This is a genomic window from Pseudomonas sp. F8002 (assembly GCF_013385495.1).
GTDB lineage: Bacteria > Pseudomonadota > Gammaproteobacteria > Pseudomonadales > Pseudomonadaceae > Aquipseudomonas.
This window is the reverse complement of the sequence record NZ_JACAPW010000032.1, coordinates 356,285-371,108: the sequence shown is the minus strand read 5'-3', so window position 1 is coordinate 371,108 and position 14,824 is coordinate 356,285. Positions and strand designations below refer to the sequence as shown.

The 14,824-nt window shown below is 60.7% G+C and carries 15 protein-coding genes; 9 read left to right on the top strand and 6 right to left on the bottom strand.

Translation table 11 applies throughout. From position 1 onward, the window contains the following. Positions 1-188: 188 nt before the first annotated feature. Positions 189-1,682, bottom strand: a complete 1,494-nt coding sequence (locus HX811_RS24265; RefSeq protein WP_134325678.1) for a CoA-acylating methylmalonate-semialdehyde dehydrogenase — start codon at positions 1,680-1,682, stop codon at positions 189-191. 39 nt (positions 1,683-1,721) lie between these two features. Continuing rightward, entirely contained in the window at positions 1,722-3,071 is a 1,350-nt protein-coding gene (locus HX811_RS24260) for an aspartate aminotransferase family protein (RefSeq protein WP_008430786.1), read from the bottom strand. Positions 3,072-3,196: 125 nt separating this feature from the next. On the opposite strand from HX811_RS24260, the gene HX811_RS24255 reads away from it, so the two are divergent. From HX811_RS24255 to HX811_RS24240, 4 genes are all read left to right on the top strand, one after another. Further along, positions 3,197-4,117 (top strand): LysR family transcriptional regulator, encoded by a 921-nt coding sequence (locus HX811_RS24255; protein WP_087693467.1) that lies wholly within the window; start codon positions 3,197-3,199, stop codon positions 4,115-4,117. Positions 4,118-4,203: 86 nt separating this feature from the next. Further along, positions 4,204-5,598, top strand: coding sequence for a uracil-xanthine permease family protein (locus HX811_RS24250; RefSeq protein ID WP_003211176.1), 1,395 nt, complete (start codon positions 4,204-4,206; stop codon positions 5,596-5,598). Positions 5,599-5,685: 87 nt separating this feature from the next. Beyond that, positions 5,686-6,345, top strand: a complete 660-nt coding sequence (locus tag HX811_RS24245; RefSeq protein ID WP_003211175.1) for a TetR/AcrR family transcriptional regulator — start codon at positions 5,686-5,688, stop codon at positions 6,343-6,345. 12 nt (positions 6,346-6,357) lie between these two features. Continuing rightward, positions 6,358-6,939 (top strand): YigZ family protein, encoded by a 582-nt coding sequence (locus HX811_RS24240; RefSeq protein WP_102368022.1) that lies wholly within the window; start codon positions 6,358-6,360, stop codon positions 6,937-6,939. Between the two features lie 302 nt (positions 6,940-7,241). On the opposite strand, the gene HX811_RS24235 is transcribed toward HX811_RS24240, so the two are convergent. Beyond that, positions 7,242-7,634, bottom strand: coding sequence for a hypothetical protein (locus HX811_RS24235; RefSeq protein WP_102605233.1), 393 nt, complete (start codon positions 7,632-7,634; stop codon positions 7,242-7,244). Positions 7,635-7,717: 83 nt separating this feature from the next. Here HX811_RS24235 and HX811_RS24230 point away from each other — a divergent pair, with 83 nt between their 5' ends. The 3 genes from HX811_RS24230 (at position 7,718) to HX811_RS24220 (ending at position 10,286) form a co-directional block, all read left to right on the top strand. Further along, positions 7,718-8,068 (top strand): MerR family transcriptional regulator, encoded by a 351-nt coding sequence (locus HX811_RS24230; protein ID WP_102368021.1) that lies wholly within the window; start codon positions 7,718-7,720, stop codon positions 8,066-8,068. A gap of 26 nt (positions 8,069-8,094) precedes the next feature. Continuing rightward, positions 8,095-8,781: an SDR family oxidoreductase gene (locus HX811_RS24225; protein ID WP_003211169.1), complete on the top strand. Its 687-nt coding sequence runs from the start codon at positions 8,095-8,097 to the stop codon at positions 8,779-8,781. A 146-nt stretch (positions 8,782-8,927) separates the two neighbouring features. Further along, a complete protein-coding gene (locus HX811_RS24220) occupies positions 8,928-10,286 on the top strand; it encodes an 8-oxoguanine deaminase (RefSeq protein WP_177047680.1) in 1,359 nt (452 codons plus the stop codon). A 132-nt stretch (positions 10,287-10,418) separates the two neighbouring features. Here HX811_RS24220 and HX811_RS24215 read toward each other — a convergent pair whose 3' ends face one another. Further along, positions 10,419-11,507, bottom strand: coding sequence for a calcium:proton antiporter (locus tag HX811_RS24215; protein ID WP_003211166.1), 1,089 nt, complete (start codon positions 11,505-11,507; stop codon positions 10,419-10,421). A 194-nt stretch (positions 11,508-11,701) separates the two neighbouring features. Between HX811_RS24215 and HX811_RS24210 the strand changes: the two genes are divergently transcribed. Further along, positions 11,702-12,655 carry an adenosine deaminase gene (locus HX811_RS24210; protein WP_008430770.1) on the top strand — a complete coding sequence of 318 codons (954 nt, stop codon included), beginning with the start codon at positions 11,702-11,704 and terminating at the stop codon, positions 12,653-12,655. Here the strand turns inward: HX811_RS24210 and HX811_RS24205 are convergent. Continuing rightward, the gene (locus HX811_RS24205; protein ID WP_177008350.1) at positions 12,652-13,344 is read right to left on the bottom strand and encodes a helix-turn-helix transcriptional regulator; all 693 of its coding nucleotides are present in this window, start codon (positions 13,342-13,344) and stop codon (positions 12,652-12,654) included. The genes HX811_RS24210 and HX811_RS24205 overlap by 4 nt on opposite strands. Before the next feature lie 138 nt (positions 13,345-13,482). Continuing rightward, entirely contained in the window at positions 13,483-14,412 is a 930-nt protein-coding gene (locus HX811_RS24200) for a LysR family transcriptional regulator (RefSeq protein WP_087693475.1), read from the bottom strand. Between the two features lie 117 nt (positions 14,413-14,529). Here HX811_RS24200 and HX811_RS24195 point away from each other — a divergent pair, with 117 nt between their 5' ends. Beyond that, complete coding sequence (locus HX811_RS24195) at positions 14,530-14,823, top strand: putative quinol monooxygenase (RefSeq protein WP_003211158.1); 294 nt, start codon at positions 14,530-14,532, stop codon at positions 14,821-14,823. The last annotated feature ends 1 nt before the right edge of the window (position 14,824 follow it).

The window sequence follows — 14,824 nt, the reverse complement described above, 5'->3', positions numbered from 1 at the left end:
GCTGTCGAAACCTACATAACTCGTTGTTTACCAAGGAGTTTTCCGTTTCGACTGCGCCGGAAGTGGGGCGAATTATAGACTTCCAGAATCTGCCGTCAACACCTTTTTTCACAATACTGTCATATCGGTCAAAAAAGCCCTGAAAAGCAAAGGCCGGCCCCAAGGGGCCGGCCTTCTACTTACCGAACCTACAAGCTAGGAAAGGCAAACTGCGACGCCTCATGACTGGCCCGTTGCGGCCAGCGCTGGGTAATCGCCTTGCGACGCGTATAGAACCGCACCCCATCCGGCCCATAGGCATGCAAGTCGCCAAACAGCGAGCGCTTCCAGCCACCAAAGCTGTGATAAGCCACCGGCACCGGCAACGGCACGTTGACGCCAACCATACCCACTTCAATCTCGTCACAGAACAACCGCGCCGCCTCACCGTCACGGGTGAAGATACAGGTGCCGTTGCCGTACTCGTGATCGTTGATCAACTGCATGGCCGCTTCCAGGCTGTTCACCCGAACCACACACAGCACCGGCCCGAAGATCTCTTCTTTATAGATGCGCATCTGCGGGGTCACGCGGTCGAACAAACTGCCCCCCAGGAAGAAGCCATCTTCATTACCGGCAATACTCAGGCCACGACCATCGACGACCAACTCAGCACCCGAAGCAACGCCGTCTTCTATATAGCCACTGACTTTATCGCGCGCCTGGCCAGTGACCAGCGGCCCCATGTCCAATCCACACGTGGTGCCCGCACCAATCTTCAGCGCCTTGATCTGCGGCACCAGCTTGGCGACCAATGCGTCAGCCACCTGGTCGCCGACACACACGGCAACAGAGATCGCCATGCAACGCTCACCGCAAGAACCATACGCCGCGCCCATCAAGGCACTGACAGCGTTATCGAGATCCGCATCCGGCATCAGCACCGCATGGTTCTTCGCCCCGCCCAACGCCTGTACACGCTTGCCGCGCTTGGTGGCTTCGGAATAGATGTACTCGGCGATCGGCGTCGAGCCGACAAAGCTCAACGCCTTGACTTCCGGCGCTTCGATCAGCGCATCCACCGCGCCTTTATCGCCATGCACCACACTCAGCACGCCTTTAGGCAAGCCAGCTTCCTGCAACAACTGTGCAATCAGCAGCGTCGAGCTTGGATCACGCTCCGACGGCTTGAGGATGAAGCAGTTACCGCAGACGATCGCCAGCGGATACATCCACAACGGCACCATCGCCGGGAAGTTGAACGGCGTAATACCGGCCACCACACCCAACGGCTGGAAGTCAGACCAGGCATCGATATTCGGGCCAACGTTACGGCTGTACTCGCCCTTGAGGATTTCCGGCGCCGAGCACGCGTACTCCACGTTCTCGATCCCGCGCTTGAGCTCACCGGCCGCATCTTCCAGGGTCTTGCCATGCTCTTCGCTGATCAGCTGGGAGATACGCGCTTCGTTCTGCTCAAGCAATTGCTTGAAACGAAACATCACCTGGGCACGCTTGGCCGGTGGCGTGTTACGCCAGGCCGGGAAAGCCGCCTTGGCCGAATCGATGGCGCTTTGAATGGTTTCACGGCTGGCCAACGGCACCTGGTGAATCACCTGGCCAGTCGACGGGTTGTACACGTCGGCAGTGCGACCGTTTTCGGTGACCAATTGGCCGTTGATCAAATGCTGGATGAGGCTCATGCAGGGCTCCTGAAAAGTTGTTCTATATAGAAGGAGAAATCAGTCGATCTTGTTCAGCACTTCGCCGACCGCATCGAACAAGCGATCCAGGTCCTGCGGCTTGCTGTTGAAGGTTGGGCCGAACTGCAGGGTGTCGCCGCCAAAGCGCACGTAGAAGCCGGCTTTCCACAAGGCCATGCCCGCTTCGAACGGACGCACGATGGCATCACCATCACGCGGGGCAATCTGGATCGCACCGGCCAGGCCATAGTTACGAATGTCGATCACGTTCTTGCTGCCCTTCAGGCCGTGCAGCGCATTCTCGAAATGCGGTGCGACTTCGGCCACGCTCTGCACCAGGTTTTCCTTCTGCAGCAGGTCGAGTGCCGCCAAGCCAGCCGCGCAGGCAACCGGGTGGGCCGAGTAGGTGTAGCCGTGTGGGAATTCCACCGCGTACTCAGGCGTCGCCTGATTCATGAACGTCTGATAAATCTCGGTGCTGGCAATCACCGCGCCCATCGGGATCGCGCCGTTGGTGACTTGCTTGGCAATGCACATCAGGTCCGGGGTCACACCGAAGCTGTCAGCACCAAACATCGAACCGGTACGACCGAAGCCGGTGATCACCTCGTCGAACACCAACAGGATGTTGTGCTGATCGCAGATCTCACGCAGACGCTTCAGGTAACCCTGCGGCGGAACCAGCACGCCGGCAGAGCCCGCCATCGGCTCAACAAACACTGCGGCGATGTTCGACGCATCGTGCAACTCGATCAGCTTGAGCAGCTCGTCCGCCAAGGCAATCCCGCCCAGCTCCGGCATGCCACGGGAGAACGCATTGCTCGCCAGAAGGGTGTGAGGCAGATGGTCAACATCCATCAGCCCCTGACCAAAAATCTTACGGTTACCGTTCACGCCGCCCAGGCTGGTACCGGCGATGTTCACGCCGTGATAACCACGGGCACGGCCGATCATCTTGGTCTTGGTCGCCTGGCCTTTCAGGCGCCAGTACGCACGCACCATCTTCACCGCGGTATCGGCGCACTCGGAGCCGGAGTCGGTGAAGAACACATGGTTCAGGTTGCCCGGGGTCAGGTCGGTAATCTTTTCTGCCAGCTGGAACGACAAAGGATGACCGTATTGGAAGCCCGGCGAGTAGTCCAACGTACCCAGTTGCTTGGAGACCGCTTCCTGGATTTCCTTGCGGGTGTGCCCGGCGCCGCAGGTCCACAGACCCGACAGCGAGTCATACACCTTGCGCCCCTTGTCATCGGTCAACCAGCTGCCTTCGGCCGCCACGATCAGGCGCGGGTCACGATGGAAGTTACGGTTGGCGGTGTACGGCATCCAGTGCGCGTCCAGCTTCAGTTGGCTGGCCAGGGTGGACGGAGCGTTTTCGGGCATGTTCATGAGCAAAACCTCGCAAGGCAAAAGGCAGCGTCGGGATTGAAAAGCGTTGTTGCAGCTAAATTGCCACGGGGATAAAGTCGGTGAAATCCAACTCTTCTAACCTTCAGTCAGGCCTTCACTAAACTATGAGCAGCCGTCGACCCGACCCACTGGCCCAAGTCAGCGACTTCGATATCCGCCTGTTGCGCATCTTTCGCAGTGTGGTGGAGTGCGGTGGCTTCTCGGCGGCGGAAACCGTACTGGGGATTGGCCGCTCGGCCATCAGCCAGCAAATGAGTGATCTTGAACAGCGCCTTGGCCTGCGCCTGTGCCAACGCGGGCGGGCGGGGTTTTCCCTGACCGAGGAAGGACGCGAGGTTTACCAGTCGGCACTGCAGCTGCTCAGCGCCCTGGAAAGTTTTCGCACCGAGGTCAACGGCCTGCACCAACACTTGCGCGGCGAGCTGATCATCGGCCTGACCGACAACCTGGTCACCCTGCCCCACATGCGTATCACCCACGCGTTGGCACAGTTGAAGGAACGCGGTCCGGATGTACAGATCCAGATCCGCATGATCGCCCCCAATGAAGTCGAACAAGGGGTGCTCGACGGCCGCCTGCATGTCGGCGTAGTCCCCCAGGCCAGCGCCTTGTCGGGACTTGAATACCAGCCGCTGTACAGCGAACGCTCGCTGCTCTATTGCGCAGTGGGCCACCCGCTGTTTTACGCCGACGACAAGCAACTGGACGACGACCGCGTCAACAGCCAGGACGCCATCGCCCCAACCTTCCGCCTGCCCGCGGATATCCAGGCGCACTACCAGGCACTCAATTGCACCGCCAGCGCCTCGGACCGCGAAGGCATGGCCTTCCTGATCCTCACCGGCCGCTACATCGGCTACCTGCCCGACCACTACGCCAGCCTGTGGGTACAACAAGGCCGACTGCGCGCGCTGAAACCGGCTACACGTTTTTACGATTTGAGCCTCGCTTCGGTCACGCGCAAGGGCCGTCGCCCTCATTTGGTGCTGGAAAGCTTCCTCGAAAGCCTAGCCGCAACGCGCTAACACGGGCCTTACAGAAAAACCTGAGCAACTGGACAGCTTTTTGCAAGACAAGGGGATCTCGAACCGTCAGCCATGAGTTCCCCGCCATGCCGCCAGAATCCAACACCCCCAGCGACCTGATCTACGGCCTCAACGATCGGCCCAAACCTTTGCCTGCATTGCTTGCCGCGTTGCAGCATGTGTTGGCTGCCTTCGTCGGCATCATCACCCCGCCGCTGATCATCGGCTCTACCCTGGGCCTGACCGCCCACCTGCCCTACCTGATCAGCATGGCATTGATGGTTTCCGGTGTGGGCACCTTCATCCAGGCGCGCAGGCCGTTTGGCATTGGCGCCGGGATGATTTGCCTGCAAGGCACCAGCTTCGCGTTTCTCGGCGCCGTATTGTCGGCCGGGTTTCTGGTCAAGCAACGCGGCGGCAGCCCGGAAGACATCCTGGCGATGATTTTCGGTATCTGCTTCTTCGGCGCCGCGGTGCAGGTCGTGTTGAGCCGTTTCATCGGTCAGCTCAAAAGGGTAATCACGCCGCTGGTGACCGGCATCGTCATCACACTGATCGGCATCAGCCTGATCAAGGTCGGCATCACTGACCTTGGAGGCGGCTTCAATGCCCCGGACTTCGGCGCGCCAACCAACCTGGCACTCGGCCTGTTCGTGGTACTGACCATCATCCTGCTCAACCGCTCGAACACGCCATGGGTACGACTCTCCGCCATCATCATCGGCCTCGCACTGGGCAGCCTCGCCGCCTGGTTCAGCGGCAAGTTGGTGCCCCAAGCCTTGCCTGATTTGCCATTGATCAGCCTGCCTACACCGTTCCACTTCGGTTTCAATTTCGATTGGAGCGCTTTCCTGCCGGTAGCACTGATTTATCTGATCAGCACCATCGAAACCGTCGGCGACCTCACTGCCAATTGCATGATCGCCCGCCAGCCCATCAGCGGCCCTTCCTATATAAGCCGACTCAAGGGTGGCGTACTGGGAGATGGCATCAGTTGCATGATCGCAGCCACCTTCAGTGCCTTTCCCAACACCACATTCGCCCAGAACAACGGCGTGATCCAGCTGACCGGCGTGGCCAGCCGTTACGTCGGCTTGTACATCGGCGCGGTACTGTTTTGCCTCGGGCTGTTTCCGTTGATTGGTGCGGTGCTGCAGCAAATCCCCAAGCCGGTGCTGGGCGGCGCAACCCTGGTGATGTTCGGAAGCGTAGCGGCGGCCGGCGTGCGCATTCTCGCCCAGGCCCCGCTGGATCGGCGCAGCATGCTGATCATCGCCACCTCGTTCGGCGTCGGCCTGGGGATCGCGGCGCAACCGAACCTGCTGCACCTGATGCCAACCCTGGTGCAGAACCTGTTCGACTCGGCCATCACCAGCGGCGGCCTGACCGCCATCGTATTGTGCCTGCTGCTACCTGAAGCCAAGGCTCCCGTGGATGCCGCAAACCGGACCCTGGAAAGCGACACTCTGGAGCCGCTTTAAGGGTTTTATCGTATCGGGACTTGTCTGGGGCTTGAGGGTGGGTTATCTGTGCACACGTCGCCTTCATCGATCTGCACGGAAACCTCCATGAGCCTCGAAGTTCCTGCCCACAGCAACCACGCCGGAAAACCTGCAAGCCGCATTCGCCAAAAGAACGAACAAGCGATTTTGCAGGCCGCCGAAGACGAGTTCGCCCGTCATGGCTACAAAGGCACCAGCATGAACACCATCGCGGCGAGTGCCGGGTTGCCGAAAGCCAACTTGCACTACTACTTCACCAACAAGCTGGGCCTGTACATCGCGGTGCTCAGCAACATCCTCGAATTGTGGGACAGCACCTTCAACACCCTGACCGCCGAGGATGACCCGGCGGCCGCCCTGACCCGCTATATCCGCACCAAGATGGAATTCTCCCGGCGCCAGCCACAAGCCTCGAGGATCTTCGCGATGGAGATCATCAGCGGCGGTGAGTGCCTGACCGAATATTTCAGCCAGGACTACCGCGCCTGGTTCAGCGGCCGTGCGGCGGTATTCCAGGCCTGGATCGACGCCGGCAAGATGGACCCTATCGACCCGGTGCACCTGATCTTCCTGCTGTGGGGCAGCACCCAGCATTACGCCGACTTTGCCACCCAGATCTGCCGCGTGACCGGGCGCACCAAGCTGACCAAGCAGGACATGGAAGACGCCGGCACCAACCTTATCCACATCATTCTCAAAGGCTGTGGCATCAAGCCGGCCCTCTAAACGAAGTTACCCATGCCTTTCACGCTTACCGGCCTTTGCGAGTTTCGCGAAGAAATTCGCAAAAGCCGCTTCATTACCCTCGCCGCCCCGATCAGCAGCCCCCAGGACGCCCAGGCCTTCATCGACCAGCACAGCGACCTGAACGCCACGCACAACTGCTGGGCCTGGAAACTCGGCGATCAATACCGCAGCAACGACGACGGCGAACCCGGCGGGACGGCCGGGCGCCCGATCCTGGCCGCGATCGAAGCGCAGGATTGCGACCAGGTCGTGGTGCTGGTGATCCGCTGGTACGGCGGCATCCAACTGGGCACCGGCGGCCTGGCCCGCGCCTATGGCGGCGGGGCGAACAAATGCCTGCAAGCCGCCGAACGCGTCGAGCTGATCAAACGGGTGCCGCTGAGCTGCTCCTGTGGTTTTGCCGAGCTGCAGTTGGTGAAGCTGCGAGTGGCCGAACTGGGTGGGCTGGTGATGGAAGAAACCTTCACCGCCAATGGCGTCGACCTGCAGCTGGCCCTCGGCGAGGCACATATCGACACCCTGCAAGCGCAGCTCGCCGACCTGAGTCGCGGGCGCATTCTGCTGGAGCGCTGAAACTGCCCACATCTACTGTGCACCTGCCTGTGGATAACCTGAGCACACTCGCCTGTAACCCTTCTGTCACAAGGGTTTCAGACGGTTGTACAGTTTTTGTTCAAGGCACTGCACGAAAGTATTAATCCAGCTCAAAAACAGTCAGTTAGGCGGGTTATGTCCTTTAGAACAAAGGGCCACAGCGCTTATATCCACCGGTCACGCTTGCGCACAATTACTGTGGAGCAACCTGTGGATAACCCGTGCAAGAGTCACCCCGCAGCAGAGCCTGCAACGTTCCGGCACAACTGAGCATTTTTTGATCAACTTGTTACTCGGCGCACCGGTATCAACTGAGCCACCGCCCACAGCACTTCAAACACCACGACAATCACCAATACAGTACTGGCACCATGGGCCAGCGCGTAGATCTGCCAGGTGGCAAACAGCACTCGGCCGGCGGCGTCGTAGCGGCCAAAGATCGCTTGTGGGTCGCGGATTCGCAGCACCGACCACACGCAGACAATCGAGCCCATCAGGTTCGCCATCAACATATGCACAGGCGCGAACGGCGGCAGCTCGCCGGGCAGGTTCAACGCCACCAGGGCGTTATGCAGCAGGACAAACGTCCAGGGTGTGACCAGTGCGGCGGTGACGATCAGGTCGTACCAACCGCTGGCCCGAACCAGTCGACGGTATTGGTGTGCGGTCCACATAGCCGTAAGCTCCTTAAATTCAAGAAGCCAGCAGGCTAAAGCCTGGAGTATGCTCCAGGGTCAAGCCCCCTTGAGCCCTCTACATGCGTATCGGCGAATTAGCCCAGGCCAGCCAGGTCAGTCGCGACACCCTGCGTTTCTACGAGCAACGCGGGCTGATTGCCGCGCAACGCAGTGCCAACGGTTACCGTGACTACCCCGCCGACATGGTGCAACTGGTGCTGTACATCAAGACCGCCCAGCGCCTGGGCTTCAGCCTGGGTGAAATCGGCAACAGCGTCGGCGCATTATGGCAAGCTCCAGACCCCGACAGCGCCGTGACCCAGCTCCTGCAAGACAAGCTCCACCTGATCGAAACCCGCATCGCCGAACTCGACCAACTGCGCCAGGAGTTGCAGCAAAGGCTCGGCCAGCGTTGTCCACTGAACCCGTGAACCTCCACCGTCAAAGGAAGCCATTCATGTCCACTTCAAAAACCGCACTGATTATCGGCGCCTCCCGGGGCCTGGGCCTTGGCCTGGCCAAGCAACTGCTGGCGGACGGCTGGGAGGTGACCGCCACCGTGCGCGACCCGCAAAAGGCCGATGCCTTGAAGGCCTTGGGCGAGGTGCAAATCGAAAAGCTCGACATGGATGACCAGCAGGCGGTAATCGCCCTCAGCCAGCGCCTCAAGGAAAAAACCTTCGACCTGCTGTTCGTCAACGCAGGTGTCAAAGGCCCGGCCAACCAGGAACCGGGCCACGCCACCCTGGCTGAAGTCGGCCAACTGTTTTTCACCAACGCCGTGGCGCCGATCAACCTGGCCCAGCGTTTTGTCGGGCAGATCCGCCCAGGCACCGGCGTGCTGGCCTTCATGAGTTCGATCCTGGGCAGTGTGACCATTCCCGACGGCTCGGACCTGGCGCTGTACAAGGCCAGCAAGGCCGCCCTCAACTCCATGACCAACAGCTTCGTCACCCAATTGGGCGATCAGAAACTGACCGTGCTGTCGTTGCATCCGGGCTGGGTGAAGACCGACATGGGTGGCGAAAACGCCCACATCGACGTGCCCACCAGCGTGCGCGGCCTGGTTGACCAGGTAAATGCCTACACCGGCAAGGGCGGCCATCACTTTGTGGACTACAAGGGCGACACCATCGCCTGGTAAAAAAACCGGGATCGTTATCGGCCGATTGCCGTCGATAACGATCCACACGTAAACTGCGCACCTCGCCCTCCCCGGCGACCCTGGATCAGCAGACAGGGCAACACTGAGCTGGCAAACCTGAACCCATCATTCAGAGGAGCCGGCCAATGCCTGCGACCCGTATCTGGTTAAAAAACCCCCTCGCGATTTTCACTGCCAATGGCCTCGACGCCCGTGGCGGCCTGGTGCTGCAAGACGGTGTGATCACCGAAGTGCTGGGCTGGGGCCAAGAACCCTCCGTGCCCTGTGGGCAAGTCTTTGATGCCCGCGAGCATGTGGTGCTTCCGGGGCTGATCAACACCCACCATCACTTCTATCAAACCCTGACCCGCGCCTGGGCGCCGGTGGTCAACCAGCCGCTGTTTCCCTGGTTGAAAACCCTGTATCCAGTCTGGGCCCGACTCACCCCGGAAAAACTCGCCCTGGCGAGCAAAGTGGCCCTGGCCGAACTGCTGCTCTCGGGCTGCACCACGGCGGCAGACCACCACTACCTGTTCCCGGACGGCCTGGAACAGGCGATCGACGTGCAAGTCGACAGCGTGCGCGAACTGGGCATGCGCGCCATGCTCACGCGCGGCTCCATGAGCCTGGGCGAGGCCGACGGCGGGCTGCCACCGCAACAAACCGTGCAGCAAGGCGAAGTGATTCTGGAAGACAGCCGCCGCCTGATCCGCCAGTACCACGAGCGCGGTGACGGCGCACAAATCCAGATCGCCCTGGCGCCCTGCTCGCCGTTTTCCGTCACCCCGGAAATCATGGAAGCCAGCGCCGAGCTGGCCAACAACCTCGACGTGCGCCTGCATACCCACCTGGCGGAAACCCTCGACGAAGAAGACTTTTGCCTGCAGCGTTTCGGCCTGCGCACCGTGGATTACCTCGACAGCGTCGGCTGGCTAGGCCCGCGCACGTGGCTGGCCCACGGAATTCACTTCAACCCTGAAGAAATCGCACGCCTCGGAGCCGCCGGCACCGGCATCTGCCATTGCCCGAGCTCGAACATGCGCCTGGCTTCCGGCATATGCCCAACGCTGGACCTGCTGGCCGCCGGCGCACCGATTGGCCTGGGGGTGGACGGTTCGGCGTCCAATGATGCGTCAAACATGATCCTCGAAACGCGCCAGGCCCTGTACATCCAGCGCCTGCGTTACGGGGCAGAGAAGATCACCCCGGAACGGGTGTTGGGTTGGGCGACAAAAGGTTCGGCGCAGTTACTCGGTCGCAGCGACATCGGCGAACTGGCCGTAGGCAAACAGGCCGACCTGGCGTTGTTCAAGCTCGATGAACTGCGCTTCTCCGGCAGCCATGACCCGATCTCGGCGCTGCTGCTGTGTGGCGCCGACCGAGCGGACCGGGTGATGGTCGGCGGCAAATGGCGGGTGATCGACGGGCAGGTCGAAGGATTGGACCTGAAAGGCTTGATTGCCGATCACAGCCAGGCGGCGCGTGCGCTGATAAGCGGGATCTAAGCCAAGTACAGATCAAATGTGGGAGCCGGGCTTGCCCGCGATGCAGGCGCCTCGGTCGTTCAGTTGCACCGAGGTGATGCTATCGCAGGCAAGCCAGCTCCCACATTTGATCAGCGGTGTTTTCAGGATTGGTTACAGTCCAAGCAGCGACAGCATGATAAACGTCGCAAACAACACAAAATGGGTCATCCCTTCGATGGCGTTGGTTTCGCCATCGTTGAGGTTGATCGCACTGACAATCAGCGTGATAAACACCATCACGGTCTGCACCGGCGTCATCGCCATCTGAAACGGCTGGCCGGTGTACAAGGCCATGGCTTCCATCACCGGTACGGTCAAAATCACCGTCGACAGAGAAGCCCCCAGCGCGATGTTCACCACCGACTGCATGCGGTTGGCCAGCGCTGCGCGCAACGCGGTCAAAATCTCCGGGGCGGCGGAAATCGCGGCCACGATGATCGCCGTGATCACGGGTGGGGCACCCGTTCCTTCCAGGCCCAGGTCGAGGGTCTTGGACATCACCTCAGCCAACGCGCCAATCACGATCACGCCAAACACCAACGTCCCGATGGAAAACGCCAGGTTGATCGGCGGCGACTCTTCTTCCGGCTGTTTCTTGCGGCGTTTTTCCGGGTAGCTGTAGCTGAAGAAATAACTGTGGGGCCCCACCTGCATCCGCAGGAACAACGTGTAGAGCACTACCATCGCGCCGATGGTGAAGGCCGAGTAAATTTTCCAGTCGGCCTCGGGGATAAATTCCGGCACCACCATCGACACACCCATGGCGGTAAGGATCATCACGCTGTAGGTGCGCGCCGAATCGTCGTTGTAGGACTGTTCGCCATGCTTGATGCCGCCCATCAGCGCGGCCAGGCCGAGAATGCCGTTGATGTCGAGCATCACCGCCGAATAAATGGTGTCGCGCACCAGGGTCGGCGAGGGCTCGTTGCTCATCATGATCGCCAGGATCACCACTTCCACCAGCACGGCGGCGAGGGTCAGGATCATGGTGCCGTAGGGGTCGCCGACCTTTTCCGCCAGTTGCTCGGCGTGATGGGCCACGCGCATCGAGGCCACGACGATAAAGCCGATCAGCGCTATGCCAGCCAACAGCGCCACCATCTGCCCGCTGTGCAGCATCCAGTGCTCCAGCGGGTAGGCAGCGATGGCGGCAATCAGCGCCAGCAGCATGAATTTTTCTTGCTTGATAGATGTGAGCATTGCAGGCCTTTTGAACGCGGCGAATCCGTCATTGATGGGGTACAGACTGCACCGCGCCGCTAACGTTTCGTTACACCTTAGTTCATGCACTGCTTGCACGGTGCCTGTGGATGCTCACCGCTTGGTCAGGTTTTGCCGATTATTTCGGCGTGCGCCTGTAGAATGCCGCCATTGCACCTGATGAGAATTTATAAATGTACGATTGGCTCAACGCCCTGCCCAAGGCTGAATTGCACCTGCACCTGGAAGGCTCGCTGGAGCCTGAGCTGCTGTTCGCCCTGGCCGAACGCAACAAGATCGCGCTGCCGTGGAACGACGTCGAAACCCTGCGCAAGGCCTACGCCTTCAACAACCTGCAAGAGTTTCTCGACCTCTACTACAAGGGCGCCGATGTACTGCGCACTTCCCAGGACTTCTACGACCTGACCTGGGCCTACCTGCTGCGCTGCAAGGCGCAGAACGTGATCCACACCGAACCGTTCTTCGACCCACAGACCCACACCGACCGTGGCGTACCGTTCGAAGTCGTGCTCAACGGCATCGCCGCCGCCTTGAAAGACGGCGAGCAACAACTGGGCATCACCAGCGGTTTGATCTTGAGCTTCCTGCGCCACTTGAGCGAAGAAGAGGCCGAAAAAACCCTCGACCAGGCACTGCCATTCCGTGATGCGTTTGTTGCCGTGGGCCTGGACAGCTCGGAAATGGGCCACCCACCGAGCAAGTTCCAGCGCGTGTTCGATCGTGCCCGTCACGAAGGTTTCCTGACCGTCGCCCACGCCGGTGAAGAAGGCCCACCGGAGTACATCTGGGAAGCCATCGATCTGCTGAAGATCCAGCGTATCGACCATGGCGTACGCGCCATTGAAGACGAGCGCCTGATGCAGCGGATCATCGACGAACAGATCCCGCTGACGGTGTGCCCGTTGTCCAACACCAAGCTCTGCGTGTTCGACGACATGTCCCAGCACAACATCCTCGACATGCTTGAGCGTGGGGTAAAAGTGACGGTGAACTCGGACGATCCGGCGTACTTCGGCGGTTATGTCACCGAGAACTTCCATGCGCTGTACACCTCGCTGGGCATGACCCAGGACCAGGCCAAACGCTTGGCGCAAAACAGCCTGGATGCACGGTTGGTCAAGCCTTAATCACCGACCGGTCTGGCGAGCCGGGCAATTTCCAGTTGCCCGGCTTCACTGACCTGCAACGCCTGGGACTCATTGATCACGCTGACCCAGTTCGACTGCAGGCACAACTGCAACAACGCGGCCCCCAACGCACCGCCCAGGTGTGGCTGCTGTTCGCTCCAATCAAAACAATCGCACACGATCGGCTGAGCCAGTGCCTGGGTAAAAATCCCCAGCGCTGCGAGTTTGCGCGCACCTGACGGCGTCACGTCCGTACGCTGTTCCGCGCGCTCGATCCATCCGGCCGCCATCATCCGCTGATACAAACCCGCTGCCAGCTCCCCCCCCAGGTGACCATGGCACAGCCGCGCTCGCCGTAAAGCCGCAGGCGCAGTCAATGACCGCGAATGAATGGGCGTGCTGCGGGCGACACTGGCCATCGTGGTGCAGGCCAATGCATCCACGGCGGCCCCCACATCGGCGGCGGCCACCCGGAAAAAGCGTTTGCCGCTGCGGGCTTCGACACGCAGCAGGCCACCGGCCGTCAATCGCGTCAGATGCGCATTCGCCGAGGCCGATGACAGCCCGGCAAGTGCCGCCAACTCATCGGAGGGTTTGGCCGAGCCGTCCATCAATGCCCACACCATCGCGGTGCGTTTCGGGTCGGCCAGCAAGGTGGCGATCTGACTGATGCAAGGTGCCTGTTCCATGTGCTCATTCACTCCCTGTTGAATCATTTGTCTGCTGCGTCTGGCGGAAAAGTATAAGCGTGAAAACGCCGGGTTCCGTGCCGTCTTACAGCGCAACCAAGGACAGAAGCTGAAGGAAATTTCCCGATATCCCCGGGGTTATGGTGTAGAGGCTGATCGCTCCGGCAATTGCGCAGTCAATGTCGCACAACGGGCAACGAGCATTTCCCGCAGAAGATTGATCGGCTTGCTCAGTTGCGCGCGATGGGCACACAACAGATTGAGCGGCGTACGTTCGCCCCGCAGCTCCGGCAGGATCAGCCGCAGGCGCCCCGCCAGCACATCCGAGCTGACATCCAGCCAGGACTTGTAGGCGATACCCACCCCCGCCACCGCCCAGCGTCGCACCACATCGGCATCATCACTGAAGCGGTCACCGGTCACCGTCAGGCCGACATCACGCTTGCCATCGTTAAACCCCCAATGGTCATGCACCCGGCTGCCGAGCATGTACAGCAGGCAATTGTGCTGGGTCAGTTGCTCCAGGTGGCGCGGCTCGCCGTGCCGCGCCAGATAGCTGGGAGCAGCGCAGAGCACGCGGCAGTTGTCCGGGGCGATGGGCAACGCGATCAGGCTGGAGTCTTCGGGTTCGCCGTAGCGCAGGGCGATATCCACCGGCTGGCGGAACAGGTCGGCAATCCGGTCGCCCAACAACAGGCGTACGCTCAGGTCGGGGTATTCGCGCTGGAACTCATCCAGCCAGGGCAGCAGCTGGTTGCGGCCAAAGTCCGACGGCGCCGAGAGTTGAAGCACCCCGCTGACCTGATCCTGGCCGCTGGCCAACAACCGCCGGCCTTCATCCAGGCTGCTCAAGGCGGCCCGGGCGTACTCCAGGAAGCCTTCGCCCTCGGCCGTCAGGCGCAGGCTGCGGGTGGAACGCGCCAACAACCGTGCACCCAGCTGCTGCTCGATGCGCTTCAACGCCGCGCTGGCCACCGCCGCCGACATGTCCATCACCCGTGCTGCCGCCGAAAGGCTGCCCAGGTCTGCCGCACGCACAAACAACTGCAAGTCATCAAAACGCAGCACGCCGACCGCCCATTATCAAAAAAGCATTGAAAGAGACTGCTCTTTTAGCGGGTTTTATCTTCCAGAGAAATAGCCAATCATCTGTCCATCCCGTTCATCACGTGTCTGGAGTCGAATATGTCTGCTGCCTTTAACGTCATCGCCACGCTGATCGCCAAACCCGGCCAACAGGCCACCCTGGAAACCCTGCTGCGCGAGCTGCTGGAACCGACCCGCATCGAAGCCGGCTGCCAGCAGTACGACCTGCACCAGGACCTGCAGCACCCCGAGACCTTCTACATGCTCGAACGCTGGAGTGACGACGCCGCGCTGGCCGACCACGACCAGAGCGCGCATATCCAGAATTTCCGCACCAAGGCTGCCGACGTGCTTGAGCATTTCGAACTCAAGCGCCTGAAGTTTATTGCCTGAT

Bases quoted from the DNA above. Each gene is read 5' to 3' on its own strand.
- HX811_RS24265 (WP_134325678.1), bottom strand. From the start codon at position 1,682: ATGAGCCTCATCCAGCATTTGATCAACGGCCAATTGGTCACCGAAAAC.
- HX811_RS24260 (WP_008430786.1), bottom strand. From the start codon at position 3,071: ATGAACATGCCCGAAAACGCTCCGTCCACCCTGGCCAGCCAACTGAAG.
- HX811_RS24255 (WP_087693467.1), top strand. From the start codon at position 3,197: ATGAGCAGCCGTCGACCCGACCCACTGGCCCAAGTCAGCGACTTCGAT.
- HX811_RS24250 (WP_003211176.1), top strand. From the start codon at position 4,204: ATGCCGCCAGAATCCAACACCCCCAGCGACCTGATCTACGGCCTCAAC.
- HX811_RS24245 (WP_003211175.1), top strand. From the start codon at position 5,686: ATGAGCCTCGAAGTTCCTGCCCACAGCAACCACGCCGGAAAACCTGCA.
- HX811_RS24240 (WP_102368022.1), top strand. From the start codon at position 6,358: ATGCCTTTCACGCTTACCGGCCTTTGCGAGTTTCGCGAAGAAATTCGC.
- HX811_RS24235 (WP_102605233.1), bottom strand. From the start codon at position 7,634: ATGTGGACCGCACACCAATACCGTCGACTGGTTCGGGCCAGCGGTTGG.
- HX811_RS24230 (WP_102368021.1), top strand. From the start codon at position 7,718: ATGCGTATCGGCGAATTAGCCCAGGCCAGCCAGGTCAGTCGCGACACC.
- HX811_RS24225 (WP_003211169.1), top strand. From the start codon at position 8,095: ATGTCCACTTCAAAAACCGCACTGATTATCGGCGCCTCCCGGGGCCTG.
- HX811_RS24220 (WP_177047680.1), top strand. From the start codon at position 8,928: ATGCCTGCGACCCGTATCTGGTTAAAAAACCCCCTCGCGATTTTCACT.
- HX811_RS24215 (WP_003211166.1), bottom strand. From the start codon at position 11,507: ATGCTCACATCTATCAAGCAAGAAAAATTCATGCTGCTGGCGCTGATT.
- HX811_RS24210 (WP_008430770.1), top strand. From the start codon at position 11,702: ATGTACGATTGGCTCAACGCCCTGCCCAAGGCTGAATTGCACCTGCAC.
- HX811_RS24205 (WP_177008350.1), bottom strand. From the start codon at position 13,344: ATGGAACAGGCACCTTGCATCAGTCAGATCGCCACCTTGCTGGCCGAC.
- HX811_RS24195 (WP_003211158.1), top strand. From the start codon at position 14,530: ATGTCTGCTGCCTTTAACGTCATCGCCACGCTGATCGCCAAACCCGGC.